The following is a 16,400-nucleotide window of genomic DNA, read 5'->3' on the forward strand; positions in this document are numbered from 1 at the left end:
GAGCCGGAGGCCGGTGCAAACTGCCGAAACGCGGATAAGTTTACCGAATCGAAGTCATGTCCAGATGTAGCGCGGTCTTTTACACTAATCCATGTTCCGATTATATTTCATTCCAAGGGAGGAAAATGGAGGATGTTTGACAGATCGATTTGGAAGCGCTTGCTGGCGTGCGCGATTGCGTTCACGCTGTGGGCATCTCCGATGTCCGGCTTGAATTGGGCGAGGGCTGCGGCAGCTGTGCCGGGGAGCAGTATCACAATCGACTTCGAGGAGGGGATTGACGGATGGTCGAAGGGGTACACGCCTAATCTGCTCGCCGTCTCGCACAGCGAGGAGCTATCGTCCCAAGGCAACGAAGGATCGCTGAAATTGGATGTCGAGTTCAAGGGAGGAGACTGGGAGGAAGCCAATCCGCAGTTCGATCTCCCGTCGGGCGATCTGTCCGCATACGAGTCGATCTCTTACGATCTGTACGTGCCCCAGACGCTTGGAGCAGGCAGCCTGGAGGTACAGACGATTCTGAACGGTCCGTGGGCGGAGCTGGGAACGCGGGACGCATATCCCGTATCTAAATATTTTGAATATCAGTTCAGCACCGTTCAAATTCACGGGATCTCCTATGCGGTATTCCACCGCACGGACGATCTGCTGGATGCTTATACCAACAAGCAGAAGCAATTGTTTATCCGGATCGTGGGCCGGGGCATTACCTACAGCGGGCCAATCTATGTCGATAACGTCGTGCTCACGGCGCGGACCGTATTTCCGGAGCCGCCGCAGGAAGAACAATTCACGGGAGGCACCATTTTTGAGGCGGAGGCCGCGGCTCTAACGGACGTGGACGTGGCGACGGCGCGCGAGGGTTACTCGGGAACCGGGTACGTGACGGGGCTGGACAACAACGAGAAGGATAATATCGCCTTCAGCGTGAACGCGCCCGAGGACGGGAATTATCCGGTTACTTTTCGTTACGCGGCCGATGCGGAGAAGACCCAGTATGTGCTGGTCGACGGCAACCGGACCGCAACCGCGGTGTTCCCGGCTACGCAAGGCAAGTTCAAGGAGATCCGCGTGGCCAATCTGCCATTGAAGAAGGGCATGAACAGCGTGACCCTTCTCTCTTACTGGGGGTATATGGACGTGGATTACATGCGGGTGCTGGATGCCGTGCCCCGTCCGGATTACAATCGGGCAAGCGAGCAGCCGGTTAATCCGTACGCCTCCGCGCAGACCAAGGCGCTTATGAAGTTCCTGAATGGCATATACGGCAGCCGCATATTGTCCGGCGGGCAATGGAGCAATTTTGGCGAGTTCAACTATATATACGCGTTGTCCGGCAAGCTCCCGGCAATCAAGGGATTCGATTTTCTGGAAAAGGACATGTCGATTAAAGACGCTATCGAGTGGTTCAATTATGGCGGCATCGTCACCTATTCCTGGCACTGGCGCGCGCCGATGTACGGCAATGACTTCTACACCGGCAACACGCTGTTCGACGTTCGCCGTGCCGTCACGCCGGGTACGCCGGAGTACGATGCGGTCCTAAAGGATATCGACACCTTGGCGGGCTATATCAAGAAATTAAGCGACGCGCATGTGCCGATCTTGTTCCGGCCGCTGCATGAGGCGCAGGGGGGATGGTTCTGGTGGGGCGCGCACGGTCCGGAGCCAGCCAAGCGGCTCTACGGCATGATCTACGATCGTCTCACCAACGTCTACAAGCTGGACAATATCATTTGGGAATGGACGACGGGAACCTCGGAGACCGCGAGCGATTGGTATCCGGGCGACACCAGCGTTGACATCGTCGGACCCGATATTTACTTCGGGGAAGGTGAAAATTACGGTCCGCTGACCTCTGAATTCGACAAAACCGTCGATCTCGTCGGAGGCAAGAAAATGGTCGGATTGCTGGAGAACGGTTCGATTCCGGATCCCGCCTTGCTGAGCGCAGGCCATACGCCATGGCTGTACTTCAATACTTGGGGCGGGCCGTTCGTTCTTAACGGCAAATACAACACGGAGCAGCATCTAATCGACGTGTACACGAATCCGTTCGTGCTCACGCTTCAGGATCTGCATCGGCGCAATATTTACGGGATGAAGTTAAAAAATCTGCCTCCGTGTCCGACCGTGCCGGTGGCGGCACCCGTACCGGCAGGATACAAGCTGTACGAGGCAGAGAAAGGCGAGCTCAAGGGCGCAAACGTCGGCGTCTCGAATAAAGGCTTCTCCGGCGACGGCTATACGACCGATATGACGGTTCCCGGGAGCTCGGTGACCATTAAGGTGGATGCGCCGACGGCAGGCAGCTATCATCTGCTGCTGCGCTATTCCTCGCCTTTCGAGGATCATCCGAACGATCTCTACGTGAACGGCAAGCAGGTCCGAAGCTTCCCGTTCCTGTTCCATCCGGGCTTCACGGACGACGACCTCGGCGTCATCCAGCTCAACAGAGGGGTTAACGAGGTCAGCATCGTCTGCACGACGGGCTATATCGATATCGACGCGTTCCTGATCAAACGCGCGGACAATGCGAAGCTGGCCGATTTGAAAGTGAGCGGGAGCACGAAGTCGTTCAAGTTCGATCCGGCCAAGTCCAGCTATCAGGTGAAGGTCGACAAAAAGTCGAAGTCGTTTGTCGTGACGCCTAAGGCAGCCGATCCTTATGCGACGGTAACCGTAAACGGCGTAAAAGTCTCGAGCGGCAAGCCTGGCGCGAGCTTCAAGCTGAACGGCAATCATTCGCAGACGGTCAAGGTGGTCGTCACCGCGCAGGACGGCAAGACCAAGCAATCGTATTCGCTGGTCGTGGCACGCGAATTTAAAAACTAACAGGTCCGCAAGCGAACATCGCACAGTGGACGGATTCAAGGCTGTCGGAGTCGCCGGCGGGATCGACGCGAACGGCGAAACATGGACGTCGAGGGCTTTTCTGCGATAGATGGAGGGAACGTATCGCTATACGACGCAAATAATACGGTGAACCCAGCGCTGGCTGATCGTACCGGCAGGGGGCTGCCAAGCGACAGGAGTACGAACGTTATATGAGAGAGGGAGCGAAGCCGTGAAAAAACGATTCTGGGTCAAGCTTGGCTATAACGGATTGTTGTTCGCTTGGCTATTGGGGATGATTGCCGGTGCCATACCGGCGAGAGCGGCGGGCGGGTCGTTTGTTAACCCGATTATGAACGGAGCCGCCGATCCGCATGTCGCGCAAAAGGATGGCTGGTATTATTTTGTCATGACCCAAGTTGACCGCATCGACATATGGAAATCGCGCGATTTGACGCAAATATCGAACCAGTCTCCGACACGAGCCTTCACTCCATCGTCAAGCGGCTGGGGGAGTCAAAACATTTGGGCGCCGGAATTGCATTTTCTGAACGGGAAATGGTATTTATACTACACGGCCGACGATGGAACGGACGCCAATCACCGGATGTTCGTGTTGGAGAACGCTTCTGCGGATCCAACGGCGGGCACTTGGGTGAGCAAAGGCCAAATTAATACGCCGGGCGGATTCGCGATTGACGGAACGGTGTTCGAGCAAGAGGGGACGTTGTACTTCGTCTGGTCGTCACGAAACGGGCCTCAATCTCTATGGATATCGGCTATGTCCAACCCGTGGACCTTGACGGGGGTCGTCTCCCAAATTGCGACACCGACTTATGGCTGGGAGCCATACGTCAACGAAGGACCGGCTGTCTTGCAGCGCAACGGCCGCATTTTTATCACGTACTCGGGCAATGGTTGTGACAGCGACGATTACCTGCTCGGCATGTTGACCGCGCAGCAGGGTAGCAACCTGACCGATCCCGGCTCTTGGATCAAATCACCGTTGCCCGTGTTCAGTAAAGCAAACAGCGTATACGGACCTGGGCACAACAGTTTTGTTGCGTCACCGGACGGTACGGAGGATTGGATTGTCTATCACGCCAATTCAGTATCGGGAGCGGGTTGTACGGGGGAACGGAGCACTCGAATTCAGAAATTCACGTGGAATGCGGACGGTACGCCGAACTTCGGCATACCTGTCGCGGCCGGCGTCCCGATAACCAAGCCATCTGAGAGCACCGGCTTCATGGGTTATCCGCTGTACAGCATCATTAATGCGAATAGTGGAAAAGCGGTAAGTGTAACGGGAATTGATCCGAATCCCGGGGCGAATGTCGCACAATGGAGCTATGAGGCTCATGCCGACCAGCATTGGAGCCTTGAGCCAACAGACGGCGGTTTTTTTAAGATACGTGCCAGTCATAGCCGACTGATTCTTAATGTGCAGGACGCGAGCATCCTTGACGGAGGCAACGTGATCCAAACTGCGGATACGAATGCGTTGAGCGCGCAATGGAAGCCAATATCGCTGGAAAGCGGTTATTATGTGCTGCAAAATCGGAACAGCGGAAAAATGCTGGATGTAGCGGGCGGCAGTATCGACGATAATGCCAATATCCAGCAGTGGTCGAATAACGGCGCCACCGCCCAACAGTTCCGGTTCGAGCCGGTCGGGAGCGTGAAGCTGCTGAACGTCGGCAGCGGCAAAGCGCTCGACGTTGCCGCTGCCAGTACGGCCGATGGAGCGAACATTCAGCAATGGTCGGACAACGGCTGTCAGTGCCAGCGCTGGCATTTCGACTCGCTGGGCAATGGCTACTTTAAGATTGTCAATGAGAATAGCGGTAAAGTCGTCGATATTGAAAATATGATCGATGCGAACGGCACGAACATTCGTCAATGGACCGATCTGAACAATGCCGGGCAGCATTGGCGGCTAGAGATTATGTCAGACGGTTCTATATCCTTCCGCCCGGCGCTGAACGGTAACCGCGCGATAGACGTCGAGGCATTCTCGAATGCGGACGGAGCCAATGTGTCACTGTACGATGCGACAAACACGATCAATCAACTGTGGAGGTTGACTCCGTGAGCGCTGCGATCAGCAGGCCGCGCGATAGAGCTGCTGCCTCCCTCGCCCGCAGGTATGGAAGTTCCGGCTCGACGGCTGCACAGGCAAGCAGCCATTAATGCCGATAGCCGCCTCGCCGTTCGCTTATGCGACGGCCGAGGCGGCTGTCTTCGTTTCGGAAAATATCAGGAAGGTCTCGCCTCGTCAGGGAGCGCTCCGCGGTGAATGATATCCGTCAGACGCCGATGCCAGGCGATGTCATCCCACATGCCCCTGAACTGGGGACCGGCAAAATTGCTGGTGGCGATCGCAGCCCATCTCCCGGTCTTGGATGCTTCAATCGTGCCGAATTCACACAGCGCCTTGACCCAGTCCCATCGCAGCGTCGGCCAATCTTTGTAGAAGATGACGCCCCAGCATTCCGTCGTAATGAGCGGTTTGCCGACCTTGACGGAGTATTCGCTGAACAGTCGGATGCCGCTCAGCAGACATCGCACCCAATACGCCGGGTCCGCGGCGTACAGTTCGGCGCCGCTGCGCGCGAGCCGCTTGAACGTCGAAGCCCGGTCCTCGTCGTCTCCGATGCCGGCCCGCCGGTAGAAGTCGCTGAAGTCCACCATCCAGATATGCGGCTCCAGCAGGTCCATATGCGACGGGTCCTGCCGGTCCAGCGTATCGAATTCCGAAGAATAAGAAAAGCATAGCGGCACCTCGGGATAATGCCGGCGCAGCGCATCCAGCGATTCGTTCATCCACTCGACGGCGGGGCCCGCCACCCGGTTCAGATCTCCGGTAATGAAAGGCACCCAATTGGGATATTCATTCGTCAGGTCGACGTACAGCACCATATCGAGCAGATCGTTGGCGCCGAGCAACTCCAGCGTTCGTTTCCAGATATCCGCCAGCATCTGCGGCGAATGGATGAACATGCGGACGTTGCGGGCGTCCTCCCGGAACCAGGTAGACAATCCGACTTGCAGGCCTCGCGCCTTGCATTTTTCCATGAATACGATCAGATTCCCTTGAACGTCATGAAGCTGAAGCGCTGCCGGACTGCCCCAATCGAGATCCGGCCATACCGGCGGCAGCTGCCAGACGGTGTCCGATGTCCCGAAGGCGATGAAGTGCGGGTACGGATCAATGCGGACCGCATTGTAACCACGCTCCTGGAGCTCGTCGAGCGCACGGTCCCAATCCTCGTAGCCGCCGCCCGGCCAACGTCTCTCCAGCCACGAGAAATCCCACATCGCGATTGCCGCCGGTTGTTGTAATTTGTATCGCATATTGATCGGCTCCTTTTTTGGGTGATTATCATCTCCGTCTCTTCTTGATTTTAAAAGAAATTAAACTTGAATTGGATATCTGCAATGTTTATGTTTGTGTCCTGGAGCGGCATTTTGATGCGAGTGCAGACGGCGGGCGGGTCCGGAAGCGACATTCCGGGCTTTTTGCTGCAAGCACGAATGTGTTTCGTTTTTATACTTTTTTTAGAATTGCTTCGGAGACCGTTTAGACTTGCCGGGTATGCTTGATTACAGGAAGCGATGGCGGGCGGCGCCGGTCGCCGGCTTCCAATACGAACATGACGGAGGTCAACGATATGAACAGAAAATGGTGGATGACGGGCGGCGCATTCGGGATCGGCGCGGTGATGCTGCTGACGAGCGGGTGGAGCGCGATGGCGGGCACTTCCGGGTACGAGACGTACAATGCGGCGATGAAGCGGACGGCGGCGGCCGCCAGCCTGACGGCCAGCGTGGATCTGACGGTGACGGACAACGGCAGGTCGCTGCTCGCGGCCGCATCCGACATTCGCTGGGACAGGGCGAGCCATGCCGGCAGCCTCGCAGCGAAGGCGGACGGCGCTGGAGAGGCCCATGCGGCGAACGTCTATCTCCAGGACGGCAAGCTGATCGTCAAAACGGCCGACAGCGACGTATATCGCGTCAAGGAGATGGACGGCGAGGCGGCGGCCGAGGCCGATCAAGCGAAGCGTGAGAAGCCGCATGCGCCCCCCAAAGCCGTCCTGCAGCTGTTCGACGCGCTGACGGGGAATATGAAGGAGCTCGCCACCGCACAGACGACGGCGGACGGCGGCAAGCAGGCTTCGCTGCATCTGTCGGGCAGCCGGATTCCGGCCGTCGTGAACGCGCTCGGCGCGCTCGCCGTATCCGGCAGGGCAGGCGAAGATCAAGGCGGATCGAAGGCCGATCTGCCTGCGCTCACCGACAATGTCAAGGTCGAGCGCATCGACCTGGACGCGAAGATCGCACCGGACGGCCTTATCGACGAGCAGACGGCGGATATCGTCGTGTCGGGCAAGGACGAGACGGGGACGAAGCATGAGATTGAGCTGCGCCTGCACATCGACTTCGCCGGCTACAACGAGACGACGCCCGAACGCGTCGACCTGACGGGCCAAAAGGTCGAAGCCTTCGAACAAAAAAATGCGGACCGCGGGCCGTGGCATCGGTAAGGGAACCCAAGCGAATCGCCGAAGGCAAACGGGCAGCCTGCTGCCCGCTTGCCCGGCCTTCCGAAAGGACGTGAATGCAAATGGAAACGGTGCTGAAGGTGAAGGATGTCAGCAAACGATACAAAAATAACCGCGGCGTCCGGGACGTCAGCCTCGAGCTTGCCGCAGGCGACATCTTCGGCCTGATCGGCCCGAACGGGGCGGGCAAGACGACGCTGCTCAAAATGATCGCGGGACTCCTCCGGCCCGACGGCGGCACGGTCGAGCTGTTCGGCCGCCCGGCCGAGGAGCGGTTCGAGCAGGCGATGTCGCAGGTGGGCTGCGTCATCGAAGCGGCCGGCGTCTATCCGAACTTGAGCGCCTGCGATCAGCTCAGGCAGGCTGCCAGGTTCTACCCGAATGTGGCGCGTTCCCGGATCGACCGGGTGCTGGAGCAGGTCGGCCTCTACGCCTATCGCAAGGAGAAGGCGGGCGGCTATTCGCTCGGCATGAAGCAGCGGCTGGCGCTCGCCGGCGCGCTGCTGCACGAGCCGAAGCTGGTCATTCTGGACGAACCGGCCAATGGGCTGGATATGGAAGGGATGGCGGAGCTTCGCGAAGCCATTCGCCGGCTTGCCGCCGAGGACGGCGTCGCTTTTCTGCTGTCGAGCCATCTGGTCAACGACTTGGGCACGATCGCCACGCGCATCGGCATCATGAGCGAAGGCAGCATGATTCGGACCGAGCTCGTTCAGGCGGAGCTGTGGGGACCGATGTCGCTGGAGCATTATGCGCTGGCGCAAATTCGGGAAGACAGGGAGAAGAGCTGCCATGAATAGTCTGTATGCGAATTTTCTCAATGAGATCGAGCGGCTGTCGAGACGGCGCAAGACGCAGGGCTTCGCCCTCTTGACCGTGCTGCTGCCGGTACTGGCCGCTTGGGCGCTCACCGCCATGCCCGACGGCAGCGCCGTGCAGAGTGCCCTGGCCGGCAATCTGCCGATGCTGCTGCTGCAGCCGTTTGCGCTTGCCCTGCTGCCGCTGTTTTTGTTTATGACCGCCGCGGATCTGTTCGCGGGCGAAGTCGCGGCAGGCACGCTCAAGCTCACGCTGCTGCGTCCGATCACGCGTGCCAAAGTGTATGCTTCGAAGGCGCTCGCGCTCGCCTTTTATGCAGCCGTGCTGCTGGCCGCGCTCTGGATCGCTGCTGCGGCGTCCGGCGTCCTGATCGCCGGCGGCGAAGCGGGTCAAGGACTGGCCGGGAGCCTGAAGGCTTATGCGGTCACGCTGTTGCCGATGATCGCGGCGGGATGGCTGGCAACGCTCGTCTCCCTTAGCGTCGGCAGCGTCGGCGGCGCGCTGGCGCTCATGCTGCTGATCTATGCGGCGGCGAAGCTGCTGCCGTTTATACTGCCGCAGGCCGCGGTCTGGTCGGCCTTCTCCTATACGGATTGGCAGGTGCTGTGGGCGGGAGACGGGGCCCCGGCGGGCAGTCTGCTTCGCGCGTCCGGCGTATTGATCGCTTATTGTATAATGGCTTATACGGCGGGCGTCGTCCTGCTCGAGCGCAAGAAATGCTAGCTCGCCCGCACACAGTTGTCCGCAAAAGGAGATTCGAACATGTCCATCAAGCTCCGGCTCGTCCTGTCCTATGTGGCGATGACGGTCATCCCCGTCGTATTGTTCGCGCTGATCGTGATGACCGTCGCATCGCAACTGTTCAAGGCGTCCTCCGACACGGGCGGCCCGACCAGAATTCCGGCCACATGGGAGGCGTCGAACACGCTCGACGAGTTGACCGCGGGCTTGAAGTTCATCGCCGGGACATCCCCCGATCTGTTCACTGACGGCGTCTTCCTCGGCAAGATGGCCGAGCGGTTCCGTTCGCTCAAGGCGGGGCTCGTCGTAGCCAAGAACGGCGCTGTCGCCTATACGTCCCCGAACGTCGCGGACATCCCCGAGTTGTACGACCGGCTTCAGGAAGTCCGACCCGGAGATACCCGCCCCTCGTGGGGTGGGAAAAAAGTAGGCGGCAAGTACAGCGTCGTCCGGTACGATATCCCGTTCGGCGACGGGAGCGAGGGCGGCGTTTACGTGCTTTACGACATGAGCGGCTTTTTTAGCGGCATGCGTTTCTTGTTTTTGCTGGCAGTCGCCGCTTTGCTCGTCGTCGTCGCGCTTACGAACGGCATTTTGACTTTTTTCGTATCCCGCAGTCTCATCAAGCCGTTGTTGGCTTTGCGGAGCGCGGCGGAGCGGATCAAGGACGGCGACCTGGACCGGCAGGTGAACCTGAAGCGCAAGGACGAGATCGGCAAGCTCGGCGAAGCGTTCGAGGCGATGCGCGTCAGGCTGAACGAATCGATCCGGCTGCAGCTTCAGTACGAGGACAACCGCAAGGAGCTGATCGCCAGCATCTCTCACGATCTGAAGACGCCGATCACCGGCATCAAGGCGTGCGTCGAAGGCATCCAGGACGGCATCGCGGACACCGGGCCGAAGCGGGACAGATACCTTGGCATGATCGCCAAAAAAGCGAGCGATATGGATCGCCTCATCGATGAGCTGTTTTTGTTCTCCAAGCTCGATCTGAACCGGCTGCCCTTCGATATGGAGCCGACGGATCTGGGCGCATACTTGAGCGATTGCGCGGAGGAACTGCGCGCCGATCCGCGGATGGCCGGCATTGCCGTGCGCTATGAATCCGCGGGGGGGACGGCGATCGTGGCTGCGGACCGGGAGAAGCTGCGCCGGGTCGTCATGAATATCGTGGAGAACAGCCTGAAGTATATGGATAGGCCGGACAAAGAACTGTCGATCGCGTGGACGGACGGGGAACGGGAGGCGACGGTGCGGATCGGGGATAACGGTGCAGGCATCGCATCCGAAGCGCTCCCGCATATTTTCGACCGATTCTACCGGGCGGAGCTGTCCCGCAACACGGATACAGGCGGCAGCGGTCTCGGCCTCGCCATCGTCAAGCAGATCGTCGAGGGACAGGGCGGCCGCGTCTGGGCGGAGAGCGTGGCTGGCGAAGGCACGCGAATATATTTTACGTTGGTCAAAACGGGAACGGACGGTGTGCGGCCATGAAGCGAATATTGATCGTCGAAGACGAGCAGGTGATCGGAGAGGTGCAAAAGGATTATCTCGAGGCGGCCGGCTGCGCAGTCGATATCGCCGCGAGCGGCGACGTCGGGCTGGCGATGGCGCTCGAAGGAGACTACGATCTCCTCATTCTCGACCTCATGCTGCCGAAGGTGGATGGCTTCGAGATATGCAGGCAGATTCGGGCGCGCAAAAACATACCGATCCTCATGGTGTCCGCACGCAAGGAGGATATCGACAAGATCCGCGGGCTCGGACTCGGCGCCGACGATTACATGACCAAGCCGTTCAGCGTCGGCGAGCTGGTCGCGCGGGTCAAAGCGCATCTGTCGCGCTACGACCGGCTCACCGAGGGCGGCCGCGCGCGTCCCGCGGACGAGATCTCTCTGCGGGGCATTCGCATCGACAAGCCGTCCCGCAAAGTATTCGTGAACGAGTCCGAGGTCGCGTTTACGTCCAAGGAGTACGATCTGCTGCTGTTCCTCGCGTTGCATCCGAACCGCGTGTTCGGCAAGGACGAATTGTTCGAGAAAATCTGGGGATTCGACGCGAACGGCGATACCGCGACCGTGACCGTCTATATCAGCAAGCTGAGAGAAAAAATAGAAGCCGATCCGTCACGGCCCCAATATATCGAGACGATCTGGGGCGTCGGATACCGGTTCAATCTGTGAAGACCAATCTGTGAAGACGGGAGCGTCTGTTGTGGTGAAACAAAATAAAAGCTGGTGGATACTGCTGTTGCTGTCGCTTGCCGTCATGCTGCCGTTCGCGGCGCCGTACGCCAAGCTCGATCCTGACGCAAGCCGCGTCGCGCTCGCTTCGGGGCGATGGCAATATCCGATTCTCGTTGCCCATATCGGCTTCGCGATGCTCGCGATGCTGACCGGCTTCGCGCAATTTTCCGAGCGGCTTCGCATTCGCAGACCCGGGCTTCATCGCGGGCTGGGCCGCGTCTATGTCATCTGCGTTGCGGCCGGCGGCGCGCTGGCGATCGCGCTTGTCTTTTATATGGACTCGTTTACGAAGGCGACGGCTTTTCTGGCGCTGTCGGGCGTCTGGCTGTACGCGACCTGGCGGGGATATCGCACGGCCAGAGCCCGCCGGTTCGACGAGCACCGGATCTGGATGATCCGCAGCTTCGGCATGACGCTCGTCGCGGTGAGCGGGCGCATCGTCGTGCCCGTCCTGCTGCTCGCCTATGCCGCACAACATGGCTTCAAGCTGCCGGGCGGCAGAGAGGGCATGGTCGCAGCGGTATTGGATGTGAACATATGGGCCGGCCTGGTGCTGAATCTGATCGCGGTCGAGTGGATCGTGCTTCGTCCGCGCCGCGCGGGCGGGCGACAGGCCGCAGGCGATGCCGGCACGCCGTCCGTCTAAAAAGCCGTACACGCGCCCCTGTTGGCGCCTGTACGGTTTTTTTTTGAGACTGACAGACGTCTGCCGTTCGCGGCTATAGCGCTGCGCCTCCGCTGACGGTCGGTGCATGCCCGTAGATGTTGCGGTATGCTCTGAAGAAGGACGAGTAGTGGCCGAAGCCGGCGTTCAGGGCGGCCGCGCTTGCCGACTCGCCCTTCATCATGAGCTGTCTGGCCAGGACGACCCGCTTGTGTATGACATAGTTGCCGACGGTCGTCCCCGTCGCGTCCCGGAATACTTTGTTCAGGTGATGCTTGCTGATGAAAAAACGCGCGGACAGCTCGTCGAGCGTGATCTCCTCGGCGATATGCGCGTTCAGGTAGCCGATGATCCGATCGACGGTCTGGCGCGGGCGCTGCTCGTCCGAATCGCGGTGGATCGTCCGGCTCATATGGAGCAGCTGGGACAGCAGCGCGCCGAGCCGCAGCCGCAGGGACAGCTCCAGCATATCGGCCCCGAGCTCCGCGCACGCGATCAGCTGCTCGAAGTATTCCCGCAGTCCGAACCGGTCCGCCCCCGTATAATAAATGTCCTCCGGCGCGCTCGCCTCATGGAACGGCGACAGCAGCAGGGCGCGCGCCTCTGCGGGCAGGACCGACGACTCGAAGTGAAGCGCGAACCGCTCGTAGGGCCGGTCGCTCTCGACCTTCACGCCATGGAAGACGTTCGGGGAGATGAGCAGGAGGCTGTGCGGCTCCGGCGTATACTTGACGCCTTCGACCAGGTAGCTGACATCGCCGTCGATATAATAAAAAATCTCGTATAAATGATGGCAGTGAATCGCGTATTCGTCCGTTTTGCGGCGGTCGACGTTGTGATGGAACCATATGGAATCGGTATGCAGCTGTGCGATATTCGTCACCTCTTCCCCTCCAGCAGACGATGCGGCGCTTGCTTCAAGATCGCTATTTTTGCAATATCGGCCGTGCTATTCACAATGGTCCTGCGCCAAAAAATCCTTATACTAAAAGTAACACATTAAGGACGCCGAAGGCGAGGAGGAAGCGGCAACAATGAAACTGGGCGCACAGCTGTACACGGTGAGATCGTATATCCAGACGGAAAAAGATATCCGAAGATCGTTGGAGAGGATTGCGAATATCGGCTACAAATCGATCCAGGTATCGGCGATGGGCAGCATCGCGCCGGAGGCGCTCAGAAGCGTCTGCGACGAGCTGGGGCTGGAGATCGCGCTGACGCATGTAAGCGCTGACAGGCTGTTGAACGACACGGAGGCGCTCATTCGCGAGCACGACATTCTCGGTTGCCGGTACATCGGGCTCGGCGGGCTGCCGGACAAGTACCGCACGGAGGAATGGTACGACTGCTTCGCCGAGGACTTTCGCGGTCCGGCGCAGAGAATCGCCGATGCCGGCAAGCTGTTCATGTACCATAATCACAACTTCGAATGGCAGAAGCTCGGCGGCAAACGAATGATTGAGCGGCTGATCGAGGACTTCACGCCGCAGGAGATGGGCATCACGCTCGATACGTACTGGGTGCAGGCGGCAGGCGCGGACGTCGTCGAGTGGATCGGCAAGCTCGCGGACCGGCTTCACTGCGTTCACCTCAAGGATATGGACGTGCGCGGCTCGGAGCCGATCATGGCGCCGGTCATGGCGGGCAACATGAACTTCCAGGCGATACTGGACGCGCTCCGGCAGGCGGGCACGACGCGCTACATGCTGGTGGAGCAGGACACATGCCAGGGCAGTCCGTTCGATTGTCTGCAGACGAGCTACGACAATCTGGCTGCGCTGGGCTACCGCTGACCGGTCGCGCACTTAATAAGAAGGAGAATCGAAGATGAAGCAATTGAGACTCGGCATTATCGGCATGGGCAATATGGGCAGCTCTCACGCGCGCAAGCTGGTTGAAGGAGCGGTGCCGGACGTGCTGCTGACAGCCGTCTCGGATCAGCAGGAGAGCAGGCTCCAGCTGGCCGCCGGCTATCTGCCCGATTCGGTGGTCCGCTATACCGATCCGGAGGCGCTGATGGACAGCGGACTGTGCGATGCGGTATTGATCGCGACGCCGCACTACGACCACCCCGCACTTTCGATCAAGGCGTTCGACCGCGGGCTCCACGTGCTGTGCGAGAAGCCGGCAGGCGTATACACGAAGCAGGTCCGGGAAATGAACGAGCGGGCGGCGGCGAGCGGCCTCGTGTTCGCGATGATGTTCAACCAGCGCACCAACCCGGTGTTCCGCAAGCTGCATGAGCTGGTGCAGGGCGGCGAGCTCGGCGCGATCAAGCGGGTCAACTGGATCATCACGGACTGGTACCGCACGCAATCGTACTACGATTCCGGCAGCTGGCGCGCGACATGGTCGGGCGAAGGCGGCGGCGTGCTGCTCAACCAGTGCCCCCACAACCTCGACCTGCTCCAGTGGATATGCGGCATGCCGGACAAGGTGCGCGCTTTTTGTCACAACGGCAAATGGCATAACATCGAGGTGGAGGACGACGTCACGGCGTACCTGGAGTTCCCGGGCGGCGCGACGGGCGTATTCGTCACGAGCACCGCGGATGCGCCGGGCACGAACCGGCTGGAGATCACGCTCGAGTGGGGCAAGCTCATCTGCGAGCACGACCGGCTGACGCTGCACAAGCTGGATCGCAGCGAGCGGGAGTTTTGCGCCGATCCGGCTGTGGGAGGCTTCGAGCGGCCGGGCGTCACGATCGTCGAGATCGAGACGGAGGGCGACAATCCGCAGCATATCGGCGTCATCGCGGCATTTGCAGGACGGATACTGCGCGGCGAGCCGCTGACGGCCGAAGGAGCCGAAGGCATCCACAGCCTGACGCTGTCGAATGCGATGCATCTGTCGAGCTGGCTCGGGCAGACGGTCGAGCTGCCGCTGGACGAGGAGCTGTTCCTGTCCGAGCTGAACAGGCTTGCCGCCTCTTCGAGGCATAAGACGGCCAGCGGCGCGCTCTTCAATACGGAAGGGAGCTACGGATCATGAGCGATGTCCAGAAAAGCGACGGCATGAACTACGCGCCCAAGGGCAAGCCGAGTCCTGTCGTGGGTGCCGGAGAGTTCGTATTTGCGGCCGTCGCCCTCGATCACGGCCATATCTACGGGATGGCGAACGGGTTGTCGGAGGCGGGGGCGACGCTGAAGTGGGTGTACGACCGCGACCGGGCCAGGGCCGAAGCGCTCGCCGCCGCCCATCCGGGCGCACGGGTGGCGGATTCGGAGGCGCAGGTGCTGGACGATCCCGAAGTCCGGCTCGTCGCGGCTGCGGCCGTCCCTTCGGAGCGGTGCGCGCTCGGCTTGCGTGTCATGGACGCCGGCAAAGACTACTTCACCGACAAGACGCCGTTCACGACGCTGGCGCAGCTCGAATCGGCCCGCCGCAAGACGGCGGAGACCGGGCGCAAGTACATGGTCTACTACAGCGAGCGCATCCACTCCGAAGCGGGCGTCTATGCGGGGCAGCTCATCCAAGAGGGCGCCATCGGGCGCGTCCTGCAGGTGATCGGACTCGGTCCGCACCGGCTGAACGCGGCCTCGAGGCCGGAATGGTTTTTTCAGAAGGAAAAGTACGGCGGCATCCTGTGCGATATCGGGAGCCATCAGATCGAGCAATTCCTGTTCTATACCGGCTGCACGGACGCCAAGGTTCTGCATAGCAAGGTGGCCAACTACGCCAACCCGGATTATCCCGAGCTGGAGGACTTTGGAGACGCGACATTGGTCGGCGACAACGGTGCGACCCAGTATTTCCGCGTCGACTGGCTGACTCCGGACGGCCTGTCCACATGGGGAGACGGCAGAACGACGATACTCGGCACGGACGGCTATATCGAGCTGCGCAAATACGTCGATATCGCGCGTGACCAGTCGGGAGACCACGTCTACCTGGTGAACGGGCAGGGCGAGCGTCACGAGGAAGTAGGCGGCCGGGTCGGCTTCCCCTTCTTCGGCGAGCTGATCCTCGATTGCATCCACCGCACCGAGCGGGCGATGACGCAGGCCCATGCCTTCAAGGCTGCCGAGCTGTGCCTGCTCGCGCAGGACGGCGCGATCCGGCTGTGAGCTGCGGCCATCGTCTGCACGACGAGAGGCGATTGGCCCAGTTGGGCCGACGGAGCGTCCATCGCCTGCACTAGTAGAGGCGATTGGGCTCGGCATGGCGCCGGGCGGTTCATCGCCTGCACGACGAGAGGCGATCGGCCTGATTGGGCCGACGGAGCGTCCATCGCCTGCACTAGTGCAAGAAACCTCAAATAAGCAATCGATTAGCATTTCAAGACCTTGCCTGCATATGTCCATTTAAAAGGCTTGGCCATCGTTTTGTTAAAGTAATCAATGAAATCAAGAATCTGTTGCCGTAGATGTTGAGTGGAATAGAAACTCCCTCGCCTTAATAAGCGACGCACGAGGATGCTGAACCACATTTCAATTTGATTGAGCCAGGAACAATGTTTGGGTGTGTACAGGAACCGGATGCGATGCGTCGGGTCGCTCAAGAAAGCACGACGACTTTCTAAGGAAC

General features: G+C 59.9%; 14 protein-coding genes. 11 read left to right on the forward strand and 3 right to left on the reverse strand.

The window, feature by feature from the left end; genetic code table 11:
- The first annotated feature begins 132 nt into the window (after positions 1-132).
- Together VQ071_RS18360 and VQ071_RS18365 are read left to right on the forward strand one after the other, a co-directional pair.
- Positions 133-2,835, forward strand: coding sequence for a glycosyl hydrolase (locus VQ071_RS18360; protein WP_340515574.1), 2,703 nt, complete (start codon positions 133-135; stop codon positions 2,833-2,835).
- Positions 2,836-3,067: 232 nt separating this feature from the next.
- Positions 3,068-4,930, forward strand: coding sequence for an RICIN domain-containing protein (locus VQ071_RS18365; protein ID WP_340515575.1), 1,863 nt, complete (start codon positions 3,068-3,070; stop codon positions 4,928-4,930).
- Between the two features lie 164 nt (positions 4,931-5,094).
- Here VQ071_RS18365 and VQ071_RS18370 read toward each other — a convergent pair whose 3' ends face one another.
- Complete coding sequence (locus tag VQ071_RS18370) at positions 5,095-6,192, reverse strand: cellulase-like family protein (protein ID WP_340515576.1); 1,098 nt, start codon at positions 6,190-6,192, stop codon at positions 5,095-5,097.
- Between the two features lie 317 nt (positions 6,193-6,509).
- On the opposite strand from VQ071_RS18370, the gene VQ071_RS18375 reads away from it, so the two are divergent.
- From VQ071_RS18375 to VQ071_RS18400, 6 genes are all read left to right on the forward strand, one after another.
- On the forward strand, positions 6,510-7,385 hold the full coding sequence (locus tag VQ071_RS18375) for a hypothetical protein (protein WP_340515577.1): 876 nt from the start codon (positions 6,510-6,512) through the stop codon (positions 7,383-7,385).
- An 80-nt stretch (positions 7,386-7,465) separates the two neighbouring features.
- A complete protein-coding gene (locus tag VQ071_RS18380; protein ID WP_340515578.1) occupies positions 7,466-8,203 on the forward strand; it encodes an ABC transporter ATP-binding protein in 738 nt (245 codons plus the stop codon).
- A complete protein-coding gene (locus tag VQ071_RS18385; protein WP_340515579.1) occupies positions 8,196-8,945 on the forward strand; it encodes an ABC transporter permease in 750 nt (249 codons plus the stop codon). The genes VQ071_RS18380 and VQ071_RS18385 overlap by 8 nt, the downstream gene beginning before the upstream one ends.
- A 39-nt stretch (positions 8,946-8,984) precedes the next feature.
- The gene (locus tag VQ071_RS18390; RefSeq protein ID WP_340515580.1) at positions 8,985-10,457 is read left to right on the forward strand and encodes a sensor histidine kinase; all 1,473 of its coding nucleotides are present in this window, start codon (positions 8,985-8,987) and stop codon (positions 10,455-10,457) included.
- Positions 10,454-11,146: a response regulator transcription factor gene (locus VQ071_RS18395; RefSeq protein ID WP_340515581.1), complete on the forward strand. Its 693-nt coding sequence runs from the start codon at positions 10,454-10,456 to the stop codon at positions 11,144-11,146. The genes VQ071_RS18390 and VQ071_RS18395 overlap by 4 nt, the downstream gene beginning before the upstream one ends.
- A 34-nt stretch (positions 11,147-11,180) precedes the next feature.
- Positions 11,181-11,855 carry a DUF2306 domain-containing protein gene (locus tag VQ071_RS18400; protein WP_340515582.1) on the forward strand — a complete coding sequence of 225 codons (675 nt, stop codon included), beginning with the start codon at positions 11,181-11,183 and terminating at the stop codon, positions 11,853-11,855.
- A gap of 73 nt (positions 11,856-11,928) precedes the next feature.
- Here the strand turns inward: VQ071_RS18400 and VQ071_RS18405 are convergent, their stop codons facing one another.
- Positions 11,929-12,756, reverse strand: coding sequence for an AraC family transcriptional regulator (locus tag VQ071_RS18405; protein ID WP_340515583.1), 828 nt, complete (start codon positions 12,754-12,756; stop codon positions 11,929-11,931).
- Between the two features lie 151 nt (positions 12,757-12,907).
- Here VQ071_RS18405 and VQ071_RS18410 point away from each other — a divergent pair, with 151 nt between their 5' ends.
- From VQ071_RS18410 to VQ071_RS18420, 3 genes are read left to right on the forward strand one after another with little or no spacing between them, the layout of a single operon-like run.
- Positions 12,908-13,666: a sugar phosphate isomerase/epimerase family protein gene (locus VQ071_RS18410; protein ID WP_340515585.1), complete on the forward strand. Its 759-nt coding sequence runs from the start codon at positions 12,908-12,910 to the stop codon at positions 13,664-13,666.
- Positions 13,667-13,700: 34 nt separating this feature from the next.
- On the forward strand, positions 13,701-14,864 hold the full coding sequence (locus tag VQ071_RS18415; RefSeq protein WP_340515586.1) for a Gfo/Idh/MocA family protein: 1,164 nt from the start codon (positions 13,701-13,703) through the stop codon (positions 14,862-14,864).
- Complete coding sequence (locus VQ071_RS18420) at positions 14,861-15,940, forward strand: Gfo/Idh/MocA family protein (RefSeq protein WP_340515587.1); 1,080 nt, start codon at positions 14,861-14,863, stop codon at positions 15,938-15,940. Before VQ071_RS18415 ends, VQ071_RS18420 begins: the two co-directional genes overlap by 4 nt.
- A gap of 203 nt (positions 15,941-16,143) precedes the next feature.
- Here the strand turns inward: VQ071_RS18420 and VQ071_RS18425 are convergent.
- Positions 16,144-16,400 (reverse strand): transposase (locus tag VQ071_RS18425; RefSeq protein ID WP_340515588.1); only part of this gene is annotated, 257 nt, incomplete at its 5' end.

The sequence above is a fragment of the Cohnella sp. 56 genome (assembly GCF_037963805.1).
Taxonomy (GTDB): domain Bacteria; phylum Bacillota; class Bacilli; order Paenibacillales; family Paenibacillaceae; genus Cohnella.